Source organism: Pseudomonas sp. KCJK8993, from assembly GCF_046230915.1.
GTDB lineage: Bacteria > Pseudomonadota > Gammaproteobacteria > Pseudomonadales > Pseudomonadaceae > Aquipseudomonas > Aquipseudomonas piscis.
Genome location: NZ_JBJJLO010000084.1, coordinates 1 through 21,472, shown reverse-complemented (window position 1 = coordinate 21,472; position 21,472 = coordinate 1). Strand labels below are relative to the sequence as shown.

At 66.3% G+C, this 21,472-nt stretch carries 17 protein-coding genes; 4 read left to right on the top strand and 13 right to left on the bottom strand.

The genetic code is table 11. From position 1 onward, the window contains the following. Window positions 1-52 precede the first annotated feature (52 nt). The gene (locus ACK6AU_RS22660; RefSeq protein ID WP_185701258.1) at window positions 53-757 is read right to left on the bottom strand and encodes an NAD(P)H-dependent oxidoreductase; all 705 of its coding nucleotides are present in this window, start codon (window positions 755-757) and stop codon (window positions 53-55) included. A 131-nt stretch (window positions 758-888) separates the two neighbouring features. On the opposite strand from ACK6AU_RS22660, the gene ACK6AU_RS22655 reads away from it, so the two are divergent. After that, entirely contained in the window at window positions 889-1,326 is a 438-nt protein-coding gene (locus tag ACK6AU_RS22655; protein ID WP_185701259.1) for an Rrf2 family transcriptional regulator, read from the top strand. Between the two features lie 97 nt (window positions 1,327-1,423). Here the strand turns inward: ACK6AU_RS22655 and ACK6AU_RS22650 are convergent, their stop codons facing one another. From ACK6AU_RS22650 to ACK6AU_RS22595, 12 genes are all read right to left on the bottom strand, one after another. Further along, window positions 1,424-2,599, bottom strand: coding sequence for a pyridoxal phosphate-dependent aminotransferase (locus tag ACK6AU_RS22650; RefSeq protein ID WP_022644058.1), 1,176 nt, complete (start codon window positions 2,597-2,599; stop codon window positions 1,424-1,426). Between the two features lie 27 nt (window positions 2,600-2,626). Next, window positions 2,627-4,237 carry a 5-guanidino-2-oxopentanoate decarboxylase gene (locus ACK6AU_RS22645; protein ID WP_409301501.1) on the bottom strand — a complete coding sequence of 537 codons (1,611 nt, stop codon included), beginning with the start codon at window positions 4,235-4,237 and terminating at the stop codon, window positions 2,627-2,629. A gap of 10 nt (window positions 4,238-4,247) precedes the next feature. Then, the gene (locus ACK6AU_RS22640; RefSeq protein ID WP_409301499.1) at window positions 4,248-6,347 is read right to left on the bottom strand and encodes an acetate--CoA ligase family protein; all 2,100 of its coding nucleotides are present in this window, start codon (window positions 6,345-6,347) and stop codon (window positions 4,248-4,250) included. A gap of 21 nt (window positions 6,348-6,368) precedes the next feature. Continuing rightward, window positions 6,369-7,529, bottom strand: a complete 1,161-nt coding sequence (locus ACK6AU_RS22635; RefSeq protein WP_409301497.1) for an acyl-CoA dehydrogenase family protein — start codon at window positions 7,527-7,529, stop codon at window positions 6,369-6,371. Between the two features lie 52 nt (window positions 7,530-7,581). Continuing rightward, the gene (locus ACK6AU_RS22630; RefSeq protein WP_409301495.1) at window positions 7,582-8,373 is read right to left on the bottom strand and encodes an enoyl-CoA hydratase/isomerase family protein; all 792 of its coding nucleotides are present in this window, start codon (window positions 8,371-8,373) and stop codon (window positions 7,582-7,584) included. Window positions 8,374-8,703: 330 nt separating this feature from the next. Then, window positions 8,704-10,044: an amino acid permease gene (locus ACK6AU_RS22625; protein WP_409301516.1), complete on the bottom strand. Its 1,341-nt coding sequence runs from the start codon at window positions 10,042-10,044 to the stop codon at window positions 8,704-8,706. Window positions 10,045-10,318: 274 nt separating this feature from the next. Further along, a complete protein-coding gene (locus ACK6AU_RS22620; protein ID WP_409301493.1) occupies window positions 10,319-12,589 on the bottom strand; it encodes an ATP-binding protein in 2,271 nt (756 codons plus the stop codon). Continuing rightward, entirely contained in the window at window positions 12,586-13,371 is a 786-nt protein-coding gene (locus ACK6AU_RS22615) for a substrate-binding periplasmic protein (RefSeq protein ID WP_409301491.1), read from the bottom strand. Before ACK6AU_RS22615 ends, ACK6AU_RS22620 begins: the two co-directional genes overlap by 4 nt. Window position 13,372: 1 nt before the next feature. Further along, window positions 13,373-14,089, bottom strand: coding sequence for a response regulator (locus ACK6AU_RS22610; RefSeq protein WP_185701265.1), 717 nt, complete (start codon window positions 14,087-14,089; stop codon window positions 13,373-13,375). A gap of 83 nt (window positions 14,090-14,172) precedes the next feature. After that, a complete protein-coding gene (gene betI, locus ACK6AU_RS22605) occupies window positions 14,173-14,811 on the bottom strand; it encodes a transcriptional regulator BetI (protein ID WP_185701266.1) in 639 nt (212 codons plus the stop codon). A 194-nt stretch (window positions 14,812-15,005) separates the two neighbouring features. Then, the gene (locus tag ACK6AU_RS22600; protein ID WP_409301488.1) at window positions 15,006-15,800 is read right to left on the bottom strand and encodes a class II aldolase/adducin family protein; all 795 of its coding nucleotides are present in this window, start codon (window positions 15,798-15,800) and stop codon (window positions 15,006-15,008) included. Between the two features lie 73 nt (window positions 15,801-15,873). Beyond that, window positions 15,874-16,929: an ABC transporter substrate-binding protein gene (locus ACK6AU_RS22595; RefSeq protein ID WP_185699246.1), complete on the bottom strand. Its 1,056-nt coding sequence runs from the start codon at window positions 16,927-16,929 to the stop codon at window positions 15,874-15,876. Window positions 16,930-17,143: 214 nt separating this feature from the next. Between ACK6AU_RS22595 and ACK6AU_RS22590 the strand changes: the two genes are divergently transcribed. From ACK6AU_RS22590 to ACK6AU_RS22580, 3 genes are all read left to right on the top strand, one after another. Continuing rightward, complete coding sequence (locus ACK6AU_RS22590) at window positions 17,144-19,096, top strand: FAD-dependent oxidoreductase (protein WP_409301486.1); 1,953 nt, start codon at window positions 17,144-17,146, stop codon at window positions 19,094-19,096. 73 nt (window positions 19,097-19,169) lie between these two features. Continuing rightward, on the top strand, window positions 19,170-19,796 hold the full coding sequence (locus ACK6AU_RS22585; protein WP_068583919.1) for a helix-turn-helix domain-containing protein: 627 nt from the start codon (window positions 19,170-19,172) through the stop codon (window positions 19,794-19,796). Between the two features lie 328 nt (window positions 19,797-20,124). Further along, the coding region (locus ACK6AU_RS22580; protein ID WP_409301483.1) for an NERD domain-containing protein at window positions 20,125-21,472 on the top strand (1,348 nt) is incomplete at its 3' end.

Sequence of the window (21,472 nt, the reverse complement as noted above, 5' to 3'; positions counted from 1 at the left end):
GTGGCCGCTAGGCGCCCATGCGCAGCCTGCGGCAGCGGCTACACGAAGCCCATCACGCCGGTAACGGGTACAGGGCGTCGTCGAACTGTTCCAGGCGCGGGAACACCAGTGGTTGCTCCTCATCGATGCGCTCCAGGCGCTGGCGGTACTGGGCCAGGAACCCTTCGCGCGCGTCCTGGCTGATATAGGGCACGTGCCAGGCCACGAACGGCTCCAGCACCTGGCAACCGACGTAGGCCAGGGTGCCGCGCAAGAGCGGGCGCAACATGTCCTCCAGCGGACCGTGGATCGCCCCCTGGCCGAACATGTGCTCGCGCCCGCCCAGGGTCAGGCTCAGCAGGGCCTTCTTGCCCACCAGGCCGCCCTGGTCGTAGAAACGCTTGCCGCCGTAGCACACCCCGGACACCAGCACCCGATCGATCCAGCCCTTGAGCATGGCCGGCACCGAGAACCAGTACACCGGGAAATTGAGGATCAGCAGATCGGCCCACAGCAATTTGTCCAGCTCGCCCTGGATGTCGGCGGCGATCCCGCCGTTCTTCACCCCCACCCGCTGCTCCAGGGCATAGACCAGGTACTCGGGGTTATCGCGCCGGGCAAAGTCGGCGGCGCTGGCCACCGGGTTCCAGTCCATGGCGTACAGGTCGCTGACCTGCACCTGGTGCCCCAGGGCCTGCAAGGTGCTGCGAGCCTGGTCGCGCAGCGCGGCGGTGAAGGATTGCGGTTCGGGGTGAGCGTGGACGATCAACACATTCATGGCGGTTCCTCGGGGCCTATTTATAATTGTTACCGTAACAAATACTTTATTTTCCACACAATCGCTTTCACCGCGTCGTTGAACGGCCAGCGCTGGCATACTGGCGCCTTCCCAGGGACGTGCAGACACCCATGAGCCAGTCGACCCGCCTGATCACCGCTTCCTACATCCTGTCCTTCGTGGCCGCCAACGCGCCGCAGAAGCTGCGCACCGAGACCATCGCCAAATGGGTCAAGATCCACCCGGCGCGGGTGCGCAACCTGGTGTCGCAGATGGTCAAGGCCGATATCCTCGCCTCTTGCCGTGGCCCCAAGGGCGGCCTGACCCTGGCCCGCCCAGCGGCGCAGATCACCCTGCAGGACGTCTACGACGCGGTGCAGGAAAGCTCGCTGATCGCCGAGAAGATCGACAACCCCTTCTCCGGCATGGAAGAGCACTGCAAGGTGTTCGACGTCTTCACCCGGCTGTTCGGCCTGCTGGAGCGCAACATGCGCCAGGACCTGGCCAACATCACCGCCGACCAGCTGTTCGTGGCCTTCGACCCGCCCCTGGAAACCGACCGCGCATAACCCCACAGGACCTTCCAACGATCCCCAACCCTGCGGCCGCTACGCGCCCGTGCGCGGCCTGCGCCAAGGCCCGCAGGGCCTTCCGACGATCCTGCGCCTAGGCTAGGCAATCGCTGGCGCAACGGGCGATGCGCCGGCAGGCTTCGCGCAGGGCCTCGGGCTCCAGCACCAGGCCCAGGCGGATATGCCCGGCGGCGCTGGGACCGAAGGCTTCGCCGGCCAATACCGACACCCCCTGCTCGTCCAGCAGCCGTTCGCTGAAGGCCTGGGCACTCAGGCCCGTGGCGCGGATGTCGACCATCACGAACATGCCGCCATCGGGCTTCAACGGCCGGGCACCCGGGCAGTCGGCCAGGCAATCGCAGACCAGGTCGCGCCGCTGGCGGTAGGCCTCGGTCATCGCCGCCAGCTGCGGCAAGGGTTGCTCCAGGGCGACGATGGCGGCGTCCTGGATGAACTCCGGCGAGCCATAGAGCATGCACAGCGCCAGGTTCTCCAGGTGCGCGGCCAGGGGCGCCGGGGCCACCACCCAGCCCAGGCGCCAGCCAGTCATGGCATGGGACTTGGACAAGCTGTTGAGGGTCGCGGTGCGCTCGGCCATGCCCGGCAGGCTGGCCGGGCTGACGTGCTCGCCCTCGTACAGCAGTTCGCTGTAGACCTCATCGCAGATCAGCCACAGGTCATGCTCGATGCACAGCGCCGCCAGGGCCTCCCAGGTGGCCCGGGGAATGCTCGCCCCCGTGGGGTTGTGCGGGCTGTTGAGCACCAGTGCCCGGGTCTTGCCGGTGATGCGCGCGGCCACGTCCTCTGGACGCACCTGGAAGCGCTCCTCGGCGCGTACCGGCAACGGCACCACCTGGGCATTGCAGGCGCCGAACACCGCCTCGTAGGTGACGTACATCGGCTCGGCGACGATCACCTCGTCCCCCGGGTCCAGCAGGCATTGGGCGACGCTGTACAGCGCGCACTGGGCACCGGCCAGCACCACCACCTCATCGGCCTGCACCGCCTGCCCGCTGCGCGACTGGTGACGGCGGGCAATGGCCTCGCGCAGTGCACGCTTGCCGCGCACGTCGGCGTAATGGGTATGGCCGTCGCGCAGGCTGTCGATGGCCGCCTGGACGATGGGCTGCGGGGTGTCGAAATCCGGGTCGCCCACCGACAGCAGCCACACCGGCTCGCCCCGCTCGCGCTTGGCCAGGGCCCGGTAATGGATGTCCCAGGCGGCGGCGCCATCGCCGGCGATACGTTGGGTCAGCTTGGAAAAACGCATGGCGAAACTCCTGGCAAAAAATGTAGGTCAGGCCTGGGCGCAGGCGTGCTTGAGCTCGATCAGCGTCACCCCGGGCTGGGCAAACCCACGGCGCAGCGCCTGTTGCAGCTCGTCGAGGCTGGCCGGCTGGCTCACCGGGCAACCGAAGGCCCGGGCCAGGGCAATGAAGTCCGGGTTGCGCGGCAAGACCCCGATGGGCTCGATGTCCAGGGCCTGCATGTCATCGCGAATCTGGCCCAGGGCGTCGTTGTTCCACAACAGCACCACCAGCGGGCTGTCCAGCTCCTCCACCGCCGTGGCCAGCTCCTGCACGGTGTAGAGAAAACCACCGTCGCCCACCAGCACCAGGCCCGGGCGACCGGGCGCGCCGAGCTTGGCGCCGATGGCCGCCGGCAGGCCGTAGCCCAGGGTGCCGTAGCCGGTGGGGTGCAACCAGCTGCGCGGCCCCTGGCTGGGGTACAGGTAGTTGCCGCTGTAGGCCAGCTGGGTCATGTCGCTGCTGATGAAGCCGCGCTCGGGCAGCTCGGCCGCCACCCGCTGGAGAATCTGCTGGTGGATGCGCTGCAAGGGCCCCTGCCCCTCGTCCACCGTGCGGCGCAACCGGGCCACCGCCGCCACCGCCCAGCTGGAGTCCGCCGGCGGTTGTTCCAGGTCCTCGAGCAAGGCCTCCAGGGTCTGCCGGGCATCGCCGTGCAAGGCCACGGCGCAGGGGTAGAAGTCGTTGAACTTGCGTGGGTCGAGGTCCAGCCGCACGAGCTGGCCGTTGAGCGGCAGGCGCTCGCGCCAGTAGTCGGTGTCGGCCATCTCGGTGCCCACCGCCAGCACCACATCGGCCTGGCTGATCAACTGCCAGCCGGGCTCCACGCACAGGGTCGCACCGGCATTGAGCGGCGCCCGGTCCGGCAGCAGGCCCTTGCCGGCCACGCTGCTGAAGCACACCGCGCCCAGCCGGGTCGCCAGTTCCTGCAAGGCCGCGCCGGCGTGCAAAGCCCCACCGCCGGCGATGATCATCGGCCGCTGGGCCAGGCGCAACAGGTCCGCCGCCTGATGCACATCCGCCGCTGCGGCGGGACCACGGGCCGGGCGCCGCCGCACCTCGCCAGTCCAGTCCCGGGCCACCGGGGCCGCCAGCACATCCAACGGCACCGAGAGATGCACCGGCCGCGGGCGCTCGCTGTCGAACACGGCGAAGGCCCGGGCCAGCAGCTCGGGCAGGTCCTCGGGGCTCAGGGCCAGGGCTGAAAACGCGGTGATCGGCGCGGTGATGGCGCGCTGGTCCTGGGTTTCGTGCAGCGAGCCCCAGCCCTTGCCGAGGCTGGCGCTGTGGTTGACGCTGGAAATCACCAGCAGCGGGATCGAATCGGCATAGGCCTGGCCAATGGGCGTGGCGACGTTGGTCACCCCCGGGCCGCTGATGACGAAACACACCCCGGGCTTGCCGCTGACCCGGGCATAACCGTCGGCCATGAACCCGGCGCCCTGTTCGTGGCGCGTCAGCACATGGCGGATGCCGCTGCCGGGCAGGCCGCGATACAACTCCAGGGTGTGCACCCCGGGAATGCCGAATACCGTGTCGACGCCGTAGCCGGCCAGCAGCCGCACCAGGGCCTGGCCAGCGGTCAAGGTCTGTTCGTGCATGTCTCTCTCCTCATACCCGGCCTAGGCGAATCAACGCATCGACCGCGACAGTGCCACCGGCACCGACCAACAATGGGTTCACATCCAGTTCCAGCAGGGTCGCCGCGTGTTCGCAGGCGTAGTCGGCTACCGCGCCGATGGCCGCTACCAGCGCGTCCAGGTCGGCCGCCGGGCGTCCGCGAAAGCCTTGCAGCAAGGCCGCGCTGCGCAGTTGCAGCACGGCCTGGCGGATTGCCGCCGGATGAGTCGGCAGCAACAGGCTGCGACTGTCCTTGAGCAGTTCCACCAGCACCCCGCCGGCGCCGATCACCAGGGCCAGGCCGAAATGCTCCTCGCGCTTGATGCCGACGATCAGCTCGGCCAGGGGCGGCGCGGCCATGGGCTCCAGCAGCACCTGGTCGAAGGCCACCCCCGGGGCATGCTCGGCGATCCGCGCGCGCATCTGCCGCAGCGCCGCGCCCAACGCCTCGGGGTCCTTGAGGTTCAGAGCCACCGCGCCGGCTTCGGTCTTGTGCGGCAGCTCGACGCTGACCGCCTTGAGCACCAGCGGATAACCCACCGCCGCCGCTGCGCTCAGCGCCTGCTCGGGGGTGCTCAGCAGGCCCTCGGGAATGCGCAGGCCGAATTCGCGCAGGGCCTGCTTGGATTGCCACTCATCCAGCAGTTGGCCCGTACCCTCCAGGGCCTCGGGACACAACGGCACCAGGGCCGCCTCGCCCAGTTCCAGCAAGGCCTGGCGCCGCCCCTGGTAGGCGGCGATCCGGCCCCAGGCCGCCAGGCCGTCCTCGACCCCCTGCAAGGCCGGGATGCCCAGGGCATGCAGGCGCTCCCGGGCCGCCGCCGGCAGCAATTCGGGGAAGGCCGAGGTGACGAAACCGCGCTTGCCATGGCGTTGCAATGCGGCGCAGAACAGTTCCAGCAGCAGGTCGCATTCCTTGCGCTCGCCGGTGAACTCGGCCGGGTAATCCAGCACCAGCATGGCGCTGTCGGCTGCGCTGCCCAGCACGGTATCGAGCATCTGCCGCAAGGCCTGGGCATCGCCCCAGATCGCGGTGGTGAAATCCAGCGGATTGACCAGGTTGGCGTACCCCGGCAGCACCTGGGCCAGCGCCTGGCATTGCTCGCTCGCCAGCGTGGGCAGCTCCAGGCCGTTGCGCTCGGCGTAGTCGGCGATCAACCCGGCATCGCCCCCGGAACAGGCCAGGGCCATCAACTGCGGGCCCGCGGGCAACTGGCCGCAGGACGCGGCCTTCAAGGTCTCGACAAAACTCACCGGGCCGCTGACGCGGATCACCCCCAGGCGCTGGAACAAGGCGTCGTACAGCGCATCGGAGCCGGACAGCGAGCTGGTGTGGCTCAGGGCCAACTCGGCGCCGATCGGCGACACCCCGGTCTTCAGGGCGATGATCGGAATGCCCTTTTCCAGGGCCTTGTACGCGGCCCGGGCGAACCCCGGCACGTTCTTCAGGCCTTCCAGGTGCAGGCCGATGGCGGTGACTCGCGGCTCGTCCAGCAGCACGTCCATCAGTTCGGCGATGCCCAGTTGCGCCTGGTTGCCCACCGAGGCCATGTAGGCCACCGGCAACGAACGGTCGCTCATGGACAGGTTGTAGGCGAAGTTGCCGCTCTGGGTCAGCACCGCCACGCCCCGCTCGACCTGCTGGCCGCCGTGGGCCACCGGCCACAGGGCGGCGCCGTGCAGGTAATCCAGCAGGCCGTAGCAGTTGGGCCCGAGCAGGGCCATGTCGCCGGCGGCCTGCAGCAATCGCTGTTGCAGGGCCTGGCCCTCGGCGCCGGTCTCGGCGAACCCCGAGGCGTAGCAGATCGTCCCGCCCGCGCCCTTGGCCGCCAGCTGGGCGACGCAGTCCAGGGTCAGCTCGCGGTGGGTGGCGACGAACACCGCATCCGGGCCGCAAGGCAGTTGGTCGATGCTGGCCACGCAGGGCACGCCGTCGATCTGCGCGTGCTGCGGGTTGACCAGCCACAGGTCGCCGGCAAAACCGCCCTCGGCGCAGCGCTTGAGGGCCCGGGCCATGCTGCGGCCGCCGACGAAGGCCAGGTGCCGGGGCGCCAGCAGGCGCTTGAGGTTGTCACGTAGGGTCTGGGACATGACGCAGGTTCTCCAGGCGGTTCAGCGCAGCAACGGCCGCAGCAGTTCACGGGAAATGATGTGCCGCTGGATCTCCGAGGTGCCCTCCCAGATCCGCTCGATCCGCGCGTTGCGCCAGATGCGCTCCACCGGGCCTTCGTCCATCAGGCCCATGCCGCCGTAGATCTGCACCGCCTCGTCGGCCACCTTGCCCAGCACTTCGCTGGCGAACAGCTTGGCCATGCCGGCCTCGCCGTCGGTCATGCTGCCCTGGTCCATCTTCCAGGCGGTGTGCAGGGTCAAGAGCTCGGCGGCGCGGATCTGCGTGGCCATGTCCGCCAGCTTGAACGACACCCCCTGGTAGCTGCCGATGGCCTGGCCGAACTGCTTGCGGTCCGCCGCCCATTGCAGGGAGGCATCCAGCGCCCGCTGCGCCTGGCCCACGCAGTTGGCCGCGACCATCACCCGCCCGGCGGTGAGCCAGGCGTTGGCCACCTCCCAGCCCTTGCCCACCTCCCCCAGCACCTGGTGGGCCGGCACCCGGCAGTCGTCGAAGAACATCTCGAAGGTGTGGTAGCCACGGTTGCTCACGCACTTGGGGCCACGGCGAATGGTCAGGCCCGGGGTGTCGCGGTCCACCAGGAACGCGGTCACGGCATTGCGCTGGCGGCCGTTGTGCGCGTAGGTGCCGGTGACGGCGAAGACGATGGCGAAATCCGCATGCCCGGCGTGGCTGATGAAGTGCTTGGCGCCATTGATCACGAAGTCACCGCCCTCGCGCACGGCGCGGGTCTTGATCGCATTGGCATCGGAGCCGGCACCGGGTTCGGTGAGGGCGAAGCAGTCGATCTTCTTGCCCTGCACGCAAGGCAGCAGGTAGTCGCCGATCTGCGAGCCGGTGCAGGCCATGAGGATCTTCGACGGCCGGGCGACGAACACATGCAGGGCCCAGGAACACTTGGCCAGCTCGCGCTCGATCAGCGCCTGGGACAGGTAGTCGAGGCCGCCGCCACCGACCTCCTCGGGCATGTTGAAGGCATAGAAACCGGCGGCGATGGCCTTGTGGCGAATCTCTGCGGCCAGTTCGGCCGGGACCTCGTCGGCGCGGTCCACCGCTTCTTCGTGGGGCAGCAACTCCTTGCTGACAAAACTGCGGACTGCATCGACCAACATTTCTTGTTCTTGGCTGAGTTGGAAGTTCATGGCACTACCTGTGGCGGGTTGACGGTGCGAAATAAGTGGATTGGGCCGCGGCTCAACGACCGATAAAGCGTGGCGGGCGTTTTTCCGTGGCCGCGCGCAGGGCCTCGGCGCCGTCGGCACTGCGTCCGCACAGCAGCCCGGCGGCCAGTTCGGCGGCCAGTTGCGCGGGCAGGTCGCGCTCGGCGCTTTCGCGCAGCAGGCGCTTGGTCTGGGCGAAGGCGAAAGTCGGGCCGTTGGCCAGGCGGCCGGCCAGTTCACTGACGGTGGCGTGCAGTTGCTCGTCGGCACAGACCTCGCCCACCAGCCCGGCGGCCAGGGCACGTTCGGCGCTCCAGAGCTCGTCGAGGAACAGCAGGCGCTTGGCCTGCTCGCTGCCAATCAACCTTGGCAGGTGCCAGCTGGCACCGGCATCCGGCGCATAGGCCATGCCGGTGTAGCCGGCCTTGAACCGCGCCGACTGCCCCGCAACCCGCAGGTCGCAGCACAGCGCCAGGTCCATGCCGGCGCCCACGGCCGTGCCGTTGATGGCGGCGATGGTGGGTTTGTCCAGGCTGTGCAGGCAGCTCATCAGGGCGTGTGCGGTTTCGGTCCAGCCGTAGCTTTCCAGGGCGCCCCGGGCTTCGGCTTCGGCCCATTCGGCCAGGTCGGCGCCGGCGCAAAAACTGCGGCCGCTGCCGCCCAGCACCACCACCCGCACCGCCGGGTCGTCCTGGCAGCGCTCGAGCACGCCGTGCAATTGGCGCAGGCCGGGAATGTCCAGGGCATTGCGCTGGTCCGGGCGGTTGAGGGTGATCCAGGCGATACCCGCCTCGATCTGGCAAAGCAGCGACGATGAAGTGCTCATGGGCGTCCTCGAATGATTGTATTTGGCATGAGGGAGGTCAGTTGCGGACCATGCTAAACGACTGTTCAACAAGACGGCAATTGCTCGACCGGTACACCGGCCAGGGCCGGATTACCTATCCATCCTTTTGTTTTTATTGAATAAAGAGTGATTAGAACGACTCATGGCCGAGCCGCTGTTACAACTTCGAACAAGCCACTACAACCCGATAAAGATGCAGGCCTTGCGGCCGCTGCGCGCCCGTACGCAGCCTGCGGCAGCGGCTACAAAACCCTGTAGCCGCTGTCGAGCGTAGCGAGGCTGCGCCAAGGCCCGCAGGGCCTTCGGCTATCAGGTGGCGGCGACCAATGGCTGGGCCTGGCGCTTGCGGCTCACCAGGTAGTAGGCGCCGTAGCACAGGGCAATGAAACCGAAGCCCCAGTACAAGGATGGGCGCTGGGTTTCATCCAGGGCCAGGAACACGAACAGCGAACTGCACAGGACAATGCACAGCAGCGGCACCAGAGGGAACCACGGCGCGCGGTACTTGAGCTGCTCCAACTGCCCGCCCTCACGCAGGAACTGGCGGCGGAAGCGGTACTGGGCCAGGGCGATGACGATCCAGGTCACGGTGCCGGCCATGCCGCTCACCGCCATCAGCACCATGAACAGGGTGTCGGCGGCGATGAAGCTGGTCATCAGCGAGATCAGGGCGAAGCCCAGGGTGATCGCCAGGGCCCGCAGCGGTACGCCCTGCTTGCTCAGGGGCGACAACGCCCTGGGCGCCATGCCGCTCTTGGACATGGCCCAGAGGATGCGGGTCGAGGCGTACAGCCCGGAGTTGCCCACCGAGAGGATCGCCGTGAGGATCACGAAGTTCATCAGGTCCGCGGCATAGGGAATGCCCACCATGTCGAACACCTGGACGAACGGGCTTTCCACCAGCCCGGCCTGCTGCCAGGGAATGATCGCCGCCAGCACCATCACCGCCAGCACGTAGAAGATCAGCACCCGGAACACCACGTTGCGCACCGCCCGTGGAATGCTCTTTTCCGGCCGGTCGGTCTCCCCCGCCGCCACGCCCATGATCTCGCAGCCCTGGAAGGCATAGACCACGGTCATCATCACCGCGAACACCGCCGGCAGGCCGTTGGGAAACAGCGAATCGCCGGTGAGGTTGTCGAACATCGGCGCCGGGGCGCCGCCGGGCAGGTCGATGACGCCGAAGATCACCAGCACCCCGACCACGATGAAGCTGAGGATCGCCAGCACCTTGACCCCGGCGAACCAGTACTCGGCCTCGCCGAAGGCACGGGTGGCCAGGGCATTGATGCCGAACAGCAAGGCGACGAAGAACGCCGACCAGTACCAGATCGGCACCCCGGGGAACCAGCGCTGCATGAGCATGCCCGCCGCGGTGAACTCCAGGCCCACGGTGGTGGCCCAGCTCATCCAGTAGACCCAGCCGATCATGAAGCCGGTGGCCGGGCCGATGTACTTCGTGGCGTGGGCCTGGAACGAGCCGGACACCGGCATCTGCACCGACAGCTCACCCAGGCAGACCATCACCAGGTACATCAGGAAACCCGCCACCAGGTAGGACAGGATCGCTCCCCAGGGACCGCCCTGGTTGATGGTGACCCCGGAGCCCATGAACAGCCCGGTGCCGATCACCCCTCCCAGGGACAACATGAAGATGTGCCGGCTCTTCAAGGCCCGAGTCAGTTGGATACCTTTGCGTTCAGTCGTGGTCGTCACGGCGCACCTCAGCAGTCGGTGAGGCGCAGGGCGCGCTGGGAGGGGGTACGGCGGGATGGAGCAGCAGCTTGCAGGCGGTTAATTATTATTATCTCCAATAAGCTTCGAAGGCCGCGGCGGGCGCGGCTCGAGCGATTATTGGAAAGCCATGTAAGTTCGCGTTGAAGCAAAAGATCGAAGATGTAAAAAGTCGTAAGGTTTTTTTACGTCAGGCCCCCAGCAGGGGCTCCAGGGCCCTGCGCGCCCGCCGCCAGCCCTGCCGCAGGTGCGGCAGCTGGGCCGCCATTGCCGCGACGCCGGACTGCCCCGCCGCATCCTCCAGCGCCCGCAGCACCCGGGCCAGTTCGCAAAAGCCCAGGGAGTCGGCGCTGCCGGCCAGGCGGTGGGCCAGGTGCTGCACCTGGGGACTGTCGGCCGCCGCCAGGGCGTCATCGAGCAACGGTCGTTGCTGGTCCAGGGTGCTCGCCAGGACCTTGAACAGCCCCTGCAACTTCTGCTCCCCCAGCAGGCTGCGGTGGGTGTCCAGCAGTTCCTGATCGAGCACGCCGTCGGCGCTCCGGGCTGGCGGCGCCAGTGCCTCGCTGGCCTGCTCCGCGGTGGCCAGGACCTGGCGCAGGCTGTCCATCTGCAAGGGCTTGCCGAGGATGCCCTGCATCCCCGCCTCCAGGTAACTGCGCACCAGGGCCGGCTGGACGCTGGCGGTCAGGGCGAAGATCCGCGCCTGGCGATTGGGCCCCGGGCGCCGGCGCAGCTCGCGGCACAGCTCGATGCCACTGATACCCGGCAGGTGCACGTCCAGCAGCAACAAATCGAAGCCCTGGCGCTGGCACAGCTCCAGCGCCGTCTCGCCGTCCTCCACCAGCCACACCTGGTGGCCATCGCGCTCCAGCAACCCCTGGACCACCTCGCGGTTGAGCGCTACATCCTCCACCACCAGGATCTTCAGCCCCGGCACCGGCACCACGACCGGCCGTGGCGCCGGCAGCCCCAGGCCCACGTCCAGGGCCAGTTCGAACCAGAAACGACTGCCCTGCCCCAGCTCGCTGTCCACGCCGATGCACCCGTCCAGTTGCTGCACCAGGTGCTTGCAGATCGCCAGGCCCAGGCCGGTGCCGCCATAGCGGCGGCTCACCGCGTCGCTGGCCTGGACGAAGCGCTCGAAGATCTTGTCGCGCATCGAGGCCGCGATACCGATGCCGTTGTCGGCCACCGAGCAGCACAGCCGTTGCCGCTGTGGTCCGTCCTCCAGCACCTGGACCTCGACCCGCACCCAGCCGCCTTCGGTAAAGCGGATGGCGTTGGCCAGCAGGTTGCTCAGCACCTGGCGCAGGTACTGCTCGGCGCCGTGCTGCCCCGGGGCCAGGCGTGGGTCGACGTGCACCTGCAACTGTGTGCCGTGTTCCCGGGCCCGGGGTTCGAGCAGGGTGCTGACCTCCTCCAGCAACTGGCGCAGGGAAAAATCCCGGGCCTCCGGACGGCTGTGCCCTTCCTCCAGGCGGGCGAAGGACAACACCTCGTCGAGGATCGTCAGCAAACCCTCGCCGGCCTTGTGCAGGGCCTGCAAACGCTGGCGGTCCTGGTGCGCAAGCGGCGCGCCGCGCAACAGTTCGGCCATGCCGAGGATGCCGTTCAGCGGCGTGCGCAGTTCGTGGCTCATGGTGGCCAAAAAGCGCGACTTGGCCAGGTTGGCCGCCTCGGCCTCGTCCTTGGCGTGCATCAGGCTGGCGGTGCGGCGCTGGACCATTTTCTGCAATTCGTCGCGCTTGTCCTGCAGGGCCTGGCGGTCCTGCTCGCGGCGCTGGATGTCATCGAGAAGTGCCCGGCGCATGTCGTCCAGGGCCCCGGCCACGGTGTCGATCTCGTCGCCGCCCGGACGTTGGCGCTTGTCCAGGCGCAGCGGCTGCTGCAAGTCGCCGCCGGCCACGCGGCGGGCGAATTCGGCCATGACCTGCAGGTGCCGGGTGACCAGGCGATAGAACAGCCCGGACAGCGCCACCGCCAGGCCGCAGAGGAACACGCTCATCCACAGCAGGCTGGCCAGCCCGGTGGTGTACAGGCGCCGGTATACCGCCCCCAGGTCAGTGCTGACCTGCAGCTCCCCCAGCGCGCGACGCGGCCCGGACGGCGGCTGGTAGCTCAGGGCGAAGCGCTCCACCCGCAGCGGCCCGATCAGTTCGGCACTGCCCTGTTGCAGGTCGAAATCACTGCTGAGCAGGTGCACCCGGGCCACATCGGAAAAGTCCACCAGGCCCTGCAACTGCACTGTCAGCTGTTCCTGGTTGAGGTCCCACAGGTTGCGCTCCAGGCTGCCCAGGTAGCCGGCGCGGATCAGCTCCATGCGGCTGTCGATGTCGCGCATTTCGCGGCGGTATTCGAAGTACAGCTGCACGGCGCTGGCCAGCACGGTGAAGCACAGGCTGAACAGCAGGATGAACAGCAACAGGCGCCGCAGCAGGCCGCCGGGCCGTGGGCCGATCATGGCGCCGCACCGGCTTGGGCCTTGAGCATGGCGCGGTAGTCGGCCTGGCTCTGCTCCAGCCAGCGCTGGATCGCGCCGCTGTCGACCTGGCGCTGCAACTGCGCGTCGATCTCGTCCATGCGCGCCGCCAGGGGCGACTGGCGCGACACCGCCAGGCGCAGGTAGTCGACGCTGATCGCCTGGGGCAAGGCGACGATGTCCTCGGCGCCCGGCAAGCGCTCGATGAACAACTGCCCGGTACGCCGCTCATGGGGGATGAAGTCGATGCGCTGGCGGATCAGCTTGCCGAAGTTCTGCACGCTGCTGGACACCCACTCGATGTTGCCGTGCTGCACCACTTCGCGGTCGAAATCCTGGCCGTAGCTCTCGCCGAACAGCAGGCCGCCGCGATAGGCCGTCAAGTCTTGCAGGTGCTGCAAGCGCGGCAGCTGACGGCGGTTGACGAACAGTGCCACTTCCTCGCGCAGCACCGGCACCCGGGAAAACACCAGGTCCTGCTGGCGCTGGCCGGTGCGGTAGGCCAGCACCACGTCCACGCGGCCAGCGGCGGCATCCAGCAGGCAGCGCTTCCAGTTGCCCAGCACCACCACCTGCACCTGGTAACCCAAGTCCCCCAGCACCTGGCGCACCAGGGCCGGGGCCAGGCCACGCATCTGGCTGCCGTCGCTCCAGGAGATTGGCGGGTACACCGGGTGGTCACAATATTTCAGGGTCGGCCGGGGCTCGGCCAGCGTCGCGCCGGCCAGCAGCATCAGCCCCAGGGCCCAGGCACGGCGCAGCACCTCAGGCGGCCACGCTGGCAGTGAACAGATAGCCGGCGCCATGGATGGTGATGATCAATTCCGGCTCGGCCGGGTCGTCATGCAGCTTGCGCCGCAAGCGCCCCACCAGCACGTCGATGGAGCGGTCGCTGGGCACCCACTCGCGGTTGCGGATCTGGTCCATCAACTGGTCGCGGCTGAGGGTGTGGCCGCTGTTGCGCAGGAACACGCTGAGCAACTGGTATTCGCCGTGGGTCAGCAGGGTCTCGCCGCCCCGGGGGTCGATCAGCCGGCGGCGGTCGGTGTCCAGGGCCCAGTCGGCGAACTGCTTGACCGGGCTGGGATGGCTGGCCGCCGGTTGCGGCTGGCGGGCATGGCGCACGCGGCGGACCAGGTTCTTGGCCCGCGACACCAGCTCGCGGGGGTTGAGGGGCTTGATCACGTAGTCGTCGGCGCCGCATTCCAGGCCGACGATGCGGTCGATGTCGTCGTTGCGCCCGGTGATCAGGATGATCCCCACCTCCGAGCGCACCCGCAGCTCGCGGGTCAGGGTCAGGCCGTCCTTGCCGGGCAGGCGGATGTCGAGCATCAACAGATCGACCGTGTGCTGGCCCAGGAAGCTCTCGGCCTGTTCCGCCGTGGCGGCGCAATGCACGTCATAGCCTTCCTGGGACAGATAGGCCTGGAGCAGTTCGCGAATCAACGGATCGTCGTCGACGATCAATACCCGAGGAGTCATCGCCTGTGTTCCTGATTATTTTTATTAGAGGTGTCGCCGTGTGCGCAGCAGCCTAGCCATTACTGAACAACCGATCAACAGCCCTATGTCGGCTGGCGAAAGCCCCGTCCCTGGCTGGCCAGCAGGCCCTCGACCCAGGCTTCGCAGATCTGCACGCCCTGCTGTGGGCTGAAGGTCCCGGGGTTGAGCCCGGACTCCAGCCACAGGCCATCGAGCAAGGCGCTGAGGCCGATGGCCGCCAGGTCCGCGTCGAAGGCGGCCCAGGCCTGTTCCCCGGCCAGGCTGGCCAGCAGCCCGGCCAGTTCGTTGCGGTACTCGGCGTAGGAATGGTCGTGGGCCTGGTTGATCGCCTCGGCGGTCTTCACCGCGCCCCAGAACGCCAGCCAGGCGTCCAGCAGTTGCGGGTCCAGCAGTTCGGCGCAGAACGAGGCCCGGAAGAACGCCGACAAACGCTCCCGGGGCGCCGGCGCGGCCTGGTCCATGGCTTCGCGCAGCAGGTTCATGACCCGCCCGGTGATCGAGCGATAGGCCTCGGCCACCAGCTCGTCCTTGCCGGAATAGTGATGGCTGATCAGCCCCACCGAGACCCCGGCCTCGGCGCTGATCTTGCGGATCGACGCGCCCTGGAAACCGTGGAGCTTGAGGCAGGTCAGGGTCGCCTCGATCAGCTCGGCCTTGCGCAACCCGGGTTCCAGGCGGGAAAAGCGCGCTTGCTGGTTCATGGGGCGTGACTCCTTGGCAATGACGGGAAATGACAGTTGAACGACTGTACAACAAGCCTTTGTGAACTGGCCAGAATCGCAGCGGTGCCGGGACGGTGTTAGCCGCTCGATCGCTGAAGGCCCGGCGGACCTTGGCGCAGCCTCGCTGCGCTCGACAGCGGCTACAGGCTGCGTATGGCCGCTGGGGTGGAGGGTCAGTCGCGGTAGTCGGGGGCGATGCGTTCGAGCAGGCGCAGCAGCGCGGCCCAGGCCAGTTGCATGGCGTCCGGGTCGCTCAGTTCGCCTTCCTGCAACGGCCGGCCCGGGTCGTTGAACTGGCGCTCGGTGTGGGCGCAGACCGCGTCCGGTGGCAGCACGATCTCCCCCGCCGCCTGGGCCGCCAGCTGGATCTCGCAGGCCTTCTCCAGGTAATACATGCGCAAGAATGCCTGGCTGACGGTTTCGCCCACGGTGAGCAGGCCGTGGTTGCGCAGCATCAGCACGCTCTTGTCGCCCAGGTCAGCCACCAGCCGCTGCTGCTCGGCCAGGTCCAGGGCCACGCCTTCGTAATCGTGGTAGGCCACCCGGCCATAGAACTCCATGGAGATCTGGTTCACCGGCAGCAGGCCGCACTTGAGCGCCGCCACCGCACAACCGGCCCTGGTATGGGTGTGCAGCACACACTGGGCATCGTCGCGAGCGCCATGGATGGCACTGTGGATCACGAACCCCGCCGGGTTCACCGGGTACGGCGAAGGCTCCACGGCCTGGCCATCGAGATCGATCTTCACCAGGTTGGAGGCAGTGATTTCCTCGAACATCAGCCCATAGGGGTTGATCAGGAAGTGATGCTCGGGCCCGGGCAGGCGCACCGAGATATGGGTGAAGATCAAATCGGTCATGCGAAAGTGCGCGATCAGGCGGTAGCAGGCCGCCAGCTCTTCGCGCAGGCGCTGCTCGGTGGCGCTGCGCGTGGTCAGGGCGTGGGGGCTGGGCACGTTCTTATGCATGATTGGAGTCCTCCAGGCTGTTGGGCTGGCAAACGATAGGGCCGCACGTCCGCCGACGTCCAGCCCGCTGGGGTTACTTGCTGGCCCAGGCGTTGAAGCGCTCTTCCAGCTCCTCGCCATGATCGACCCAGAACTCCACGTTCATTGCCAGGGCGCCCTTGAGGTTCTGTTCCGAGGTCGGCACCCACTGGGCCAGCGCCGGATCGAGCCGGGCCGCGGCCAGGGTGTTGGTGGGGCCGTAGGGAATGGCGTGCACATAGTCGACCTGGGCCTCGGGGCGGTTGGCGTAGGCGATGAAGCGCTTGGCCTGGGCCACGTGCCTGGAGCCCTTGATGATCGCCCAGTAATCCATGCCATACAGGCTGCCGGGCCAGACCACGGCCAGGGGCGCGCCGTCCTGGGCGGCCGCGGCGATGCGACCGCTGTAGGTCGAGGTCATCACCACATCGCCGGCGCTGAGCCACTGCGCCGGCTGCGCCCCGGCCTCCCACCACTGGATGTACGGCTTGAGCTGGCTGAGCTTGGCGAAGGCCCGCTCCACCCCCTCCGGCGTGGCCAGGACCTGGTACACGTCCTCGACCTTGACCCCATCGGCCAGCAGCGCGAACTCCAAGTTGTACACCGCGCGCTTGCGCAGGCCGCGCTTGCCGGGGAACTGCTCGACGTCCCAGAAATCGGCCCAGGAGGCCGGGGCCCTGGCCAGTTTGTTGCGGTCGTAGGCGATGGCCACGCTCCACACCAGCACTGCCGAGCCACAGGGCTGGGCGGCATCGGCGATCAGTTCGTCGGCGTGGCCCAGGGCCTGCCAGTCCAGGGGTTCGTACATGCCTTCGTCGCAGCCGCGCATCAGGTCCGGACCTTCGATCTGCACCACGTCCCAATCGACGTTGCCGGTGTCGACCATGACCTTGATCCGCGCCATCTCGCCGTTGTACTCGCTCTGGATCAGCTTGCTGCCATCGGCCTTGGCAAAGGGTTGGAACAACGCCACATCCTGGGCTTTCTGGCCGGCTCCGCCGTACCCCACCACGACCATGTCGGGGGCTGCCCGGGCACTGTCCAGGCCCAAGGTCAGGGCGAGGCTCAGGGCCAGGAACGAACAACCATGCTTGCGGGTGAGCGCTTTCATCGGTGATTCCTCGTGACGGTGCCCTGCCGGACAGCTCCGGCACGGCCCTTTTTTATTGTTGTGAGGGGCGCCCCGCAGGCTGGGGCGCCAATCGAAGCTACTGCAAGGATCAGTAAAAAAACAAGTTGATTTTTTACTAACGGTAAATTTTTATAGGAAAACAATAACAACGCCAAGGCAGCGCCCTGCCCTTGGCCAGCCTGGAGCCCGCGCCATGACCACCGCCTTCCCGCACCTGTTCGCGCCGTTGCAGATCCGTGGCAAGCGCCTGAAGAACCGCATCATGTCCAGCGGCCACGACACCTCGATGCCCACCGACAACCTGGTCAACGAGCAGTTGATCGCCTATCACCGGGCCCGGGCCGAAGGCGGGGTCGGGCTGATCGTGTTGCAGGTGGCCGGGGTCCACGACAGTGCGCGCTACACCAGCCATGTGCTGATGGCCACCGACGATGCCTGCATCGACGGCTACCGGCGCCTGGCCGAGACCTGCCATGCCCACGGCACGCTGGTGCTGTCCCAGGTGTTTCATCCGGGGCGCGAGATCATGGAGTCCAGCGACGGCCTGCTGGCGGTGGCCTATGCCCCCTCGGGCGTACCCAACGAGCGCTTCCGGGTCATGCCCCGGGCCCTGGACCAGGAGATGATCGACGCGATCATCCAGGGTTACGCCGACGCTGCCCGGCGCCTGCACCAGGCCGGCCTGGACGGCGTGGAGCTGGTGGCCAGCCACGGCTACCTGCCGGCGCAGTTCCTCAACCCGCGGGTCAACCGCCGCAGCGACGGCTACAACGGCGAGCTGGAGCAGCGCCTGCGCTTTATTCGCGAGGTGCTGGCGGCCATGCGCGCCAGCACCGCCGACGACTTCATCATCGGCCTGCGCATCAGCGCCGACGAACGCGACCCCGAGGGCCTGACCGAAGACGAGTCCCTGGCCGCCGCCCAACACCTGCAAGACCAGCTGGACTACCTGCACATCGTCGCCGGCACCTCGGCCTCCCTCGGCGGCGCCGTGCACATCGTCCCGCCCATGGCGGTGGAAGCGGCTTACCTGGCCCGCGAAGCCGGGACCTTCAAGGCCGCGCTGCAGATCCCGTTGTTCGTCACCGGGCGCATCAACCAGCCCCAGGAAGCCGAGGCCATCCTCGCCAAAGGCCAGGCCGACGTGTGCGGCATGACCCGGGCGCTGATCTGCGATCCGCAAATGCCCAACAAGAGCGACAGCGGCCGGGTCGACGACGTGCGTGCCTGCATCGCCTGCAACCAGGCGTGCATCGGCCACTTCCACAAGGGCCTGCCGATTTCCTGCATCCAGCACCCGGAAACCGGCCGCGAACTGCTGTACGCCCAGGCCCGGCCGGCCCAACAGCGCAAGCGCATCCTGGTGGTGGGCGGTGGCCCGGCGGGCATGAAGGCCGCCGCCGTCGCCGCCCAGCGCGGCCACCAGGTGACCCTCTACGAAGCCGGCTCCCAGCTCGGTGGCCAGGTGCTGCTGGCGCAACTGCTGCCCCGGCGCAGCGAATTCGGCGGCGCCAGCACCAACCTGCAACGGGAAATGCAACTGGCCGGGGTCGAGGTGGTGCGCAACACCCGGGTCGATCGCGCCCTGGTGGAGCGCGAACAGCCCGACCACGTGATCATCGCCACCGGCGCCCGCCCCTACTGGCCCCCTTTCGAGCGCGCCGGCGAGCTGCAAGTGGTGGACGCCTGGCAAGTGCTGCGCGACGAGGTCCAGCTCGGGCGCTCGGTGGTGGTGGCCGACTGGCGCTGCGACTGGATCGGCCCGGGCATCGCCGAGCGCCTGTTGCGCGCCGGGCACCAGGTGCAACTGGCGGTCAACGGCACTCACTGCGGCGAAAGCCTGCCGCTGTACGTGCGCGACCAACTGGCCGGCGAACTGCACAAGCTGGGGCTGCCGATCATCCCCTACGCCCGCCTCTACGGCTGCGACGACAACACCGTGTACCTGCAGCACACCGCCAGCGGCGAGCCGATGCTGCTGGAAAACGTCGACAGCCTGGTGCTGTGCCAGGGCCACCAGCCGGTGGACGACCTGGGTGAGCAACTCAAGGGCCTGGTGGCCTTCCAGCGCATCGGCGACTGCCTGGCCCCGCGCACCGTCGAAGAAGCCATCCACGAGGGCTTGAAAGTCGCCTGGGCGCTTTGACCCTGCTTTATACTCCAGGGCTTTTGCAGGACGGGTGCTCGGACGCGCCCGCCTGCCAAGCCTGGAGCCCGCCATGACCCAAAGCAGCAAGACGCCGCCCGCGAGCCATCTGCCCGAGCCCGGCGGCGACCACCAGGCCCCCGGCGGCCCGCAGTTCCTTGGCACGCGCATCCGCGGCCTGCGCAAACGCCGCGGCCTGACCCTGAGCGAACTGGCCCAGCAGAGCGAACTTACCGCCGGCTACATCAGCCAGCTGGAACGCAACCTCGCCTATCCCTCCATCCCTGCCCTGTTCAACATCGCCCGCAGCCTGGGCGTGACCATCCAGTGGTTCTTCGCCAGCGAAACCCAGACCGCCCCCGAAGACCAGGGCTACGTGGTGCGCAAGAAACAGCGGCTGCAGGTGAACTACGAAAACGGCATCGTCGACCAACTGCTGACCCCGCAACCGACCCAGCAACTGGAATTCTTGCACTCACGCTTTCCCCCGGGCACCTACAGCAAGGAGAGTTACAGCCATGAGGGCGAAGAAGCCGGGTACGTGCTGTCGGGAAGCTTCGAGCTGTGGGTGGGGGAACGGTATTTCCAGCTGAGCGAGGGGGACAGCTTCAGGTTCTCCAGCCAGGAACCGCATAAGTATGGGAACCCTGGGGAAGAGGATGCGGTGGTGCTGTGGGTGATCACGCCGCCGACGTTTTGAGGGGGGACGGTAGCGTTGTGCGCCGCACTTTCACTAAACCAACTATCACGAGCCGGAAAAGAGCACCGAGCGGCTTCAGATAGGCTTGGAGGTATCTACGAAACTAGGGGGGATTCATACCCCAGGGCACTCACATAAGGGAAGAGTTTGTTCGGCGCGGGGCATGCCCACGTAGTGAAGTCGGCGTTCATCACTAAGAGTTTCGGGCTAAATGAACCAGACAGGCGACCTGGGATTCTAGAGGTGATCGCTTGAAACACGCCTCAATCTCAGAATGCTATCATCGCTGCGAACGGTATCTGAGATTAGCAAGAAGCGAGCGTTGTAGATGGCAAGGATGATTCCAGAACATGGCCCGCACCAAACTGACAGCTTTGGTGAGCGGGACCTCTATTCAATCTTCAAATCTCAGTTACCTGAAGACTACACCGTAATTCACAGTTTGCCGTGGCTCTGCTCCGCTGTAAGTAAGTTAGATAATAGATCTCGGCCGACAGGAGAAATTGATTTCCTCATCATTCATCCCGAGGATGGTGTTCTAGCTTTGGAAGTCAAAAACGGTAGATATAAGTTTGAGAACTCTTGCTTCTCTCATATTCGCGATGGATATAAAATTGACCCACTTGGGCAAACTAAGCGAAATGTGCACGGATTTGCCTCCTGGCTAGGTGCCACGCCGGCCTTTCGACTTAGAATTGGATATGGATTTATTTTTCCTAATTCGGACTTCCAACGCACTCACCTGCCGGGGATGTTCGATACTACCGCGAATCCGCCCCAATCTCTCTACATAGATTTTGAGGCGTACCCAGACGTATCTCAGAAAGTCGTTGAGCTTATGAGGTACTGGAAAGGAACCCAAAGCCAACCTGATTTGGGCCTATCTAGGGCTCAAGATCTAATTGACTACCTCTCGCCGAAAGTTGACGGGCAGCCTAGGTGGTCTAGCAGAATTCACTACGACAATAAAGTTTGGCTTCAGTTGACCAGCGAGCAAAGCCTGGTAGTCAAGTTAGTTTTGAAAAATCAGAACTCTCTTATCACTGGATGGCCCGGCACCGGTAAAACTCTTATAGCTATTGAGGCCGCTAGGAAGCTTTCAATGGAGGGTAAGAGAGTCTTGGTACTCTCCTTCAATGCAAGACTGACCGAGCATATTCGGACGCAACTTACGGATTACCGACTGTGTACCGTGATGACTTGGCACGGCATCTGTCGTCAAGCAGCGAATGCTCTGAATCGCCCTTCTGTGGGAGAGAACTGGTACAAATCAAGTTGTGTCGAAGACCTGAAAATGGCTATCGACAAAGACCTTACTGGTGAGTACGACGCTCTTATTGTGGATGAGTCGCAAGCCTTAGCAGAAGCGTGGTGTGAGACACTGGTAAGCTGGTTTGATGGTAAGCCCAAAACATTTTTCTGCGATGAAACTCAGGTATTCAAATTCGAGCGGAACGGGGTAACTTTGGATGGATTGGGCAAAGTGCTCGGTGTTGAGGCATTCACACTCACAATCATTCTTCGTATGCCGAAGGCAGTTACAGAAATTCTTTCTGAGGTTGTTCCCCCAAAGCATCAATTGTCATCGCCTCGTGTCTCGGAACCTGACACGGCAGTCGAAGTCATCACTCTATCGCCCGGCGAAGAACTGAAGTGTATTAAGTCTGAGCTTATTG

What these genes read in the sequence shown, in the direction of transcription:
- ACK6AU_RS22595 (WP_185699246.1), bottom strand. Translation starts at nt 16,929, where the DNA reads ATGAAAGCGCTCACCCGCAAGCATGGTTGTTCGTTCCTGGCCCTGAGC.
- ACK6AU_RS22585 (WP_068583919.1), top strand. Translation starts at nt 19,170, where the DNA reads ATGACCCAAAGCAGCAAGACGCCGCCCGCGAGCCATCTGCCCGAGCCC.
- betI (WP_185701266.1), bottom strand. Translation starts at nt 14,811, where the DNA reads ATGAACCAGCAAGCGCGCTTTTCCCGCCTGGAACCCGGGTTGCGCAAG.
- ACK6AU_RS22640 (WP_409301499.1), bottom strand. Translation starts at nt 6,347, where the DNA reads ATGTCCCAGACCCTACGTGACAACCTCAAGCGCCTGCTGGCGCCCCGG.
- ACK6AU_RS22610 (WP_185701265.1), bottom strand. Translation starts at nt 14,089, where the DNA reads ATGACTCCTCGGGTATTGATCGTCGACGACGATCCGTTGATTCGCGAA.
- ACK6AU_RS22625 (WP_409301516.1), bottom strand. Translation starts at nt 10,044, where the DNA reads ATGTTGTCCCTGGGAGGGGTGATCGGCACCGGGCTGTTCATGGGCTCC.
- ACK6AU_RS22600 (WP_409301488.1), bottom strand. Translation starts at nt 15,800, where the DNA reads ATGCATAAGAACGTGCCCAGCCCCCACGCCCTGACCACGCGCAGCGCC.
- ACK6AU_RS22635 (WP_409301497.1), bottom strand. Translation starts at nt 7,529, where the DNA reads ATGAACTTCCAACTCAGCCAAGAACAAGAAATGTTGGTCGATGCAGTC.
- ACK6AU_RS22650 (WP_022644058.1), bottom strand. Translation starts at nt 2,599, where the DNA reads ATGCGTTTTTCCAAGCTGACCCAACGTATCGCCGGCGATGGCGCCGCC.
- ACK6AU_RS22620 (WP_409301493.1), bottom strand. Translation starts at nt 12,589, where the DNA reads ATGATCGGCCCACGGCCCGGCGGCCTGCTGCGGCGCCTGTTGCTGTTC.
- ACK6AU_RS22645 (WP_409301501.1), bottom strand. Translation starts at nt 4,237, where the DNA reads ATGCACGAACAGACCTTGACCGCTGGCCAGGCCCTGGTGCGGCTGCTG.
- ACK6AU_RS22660 (WP_185701258.1), bottom strand. Translation starts at nt 757, where the DNA reads ATGAATGTGTTGATCGTCCACGCTCACCCCGAACCGCAATCCTTCACC.
- ACK6AU_RS22590 (WP_409301486.1), top strand. Translation starts at nt 17,144, where the DNA reads ATGACCACCGCCTTCCCGCACCTGTTCGCGCCGTTGCAGATCCGTGGC.
- ACK6AU_RS22655 (WP_185701259.1), top strand. Translation starts at nt 889, where the DNA reads ATGAGCCAGTCGACCCGCCTGATCACCGCTTCCTACATCCTGTCCTTC.
- ACK6AU_RS22630 (WP_409301495.1), bottom strand. Translation starts at nt 8,373, where the DNA reads ATGAGCACTTCATCGTCGCTGCTTTGCCAGATCGAGGCGGGTATCGCC.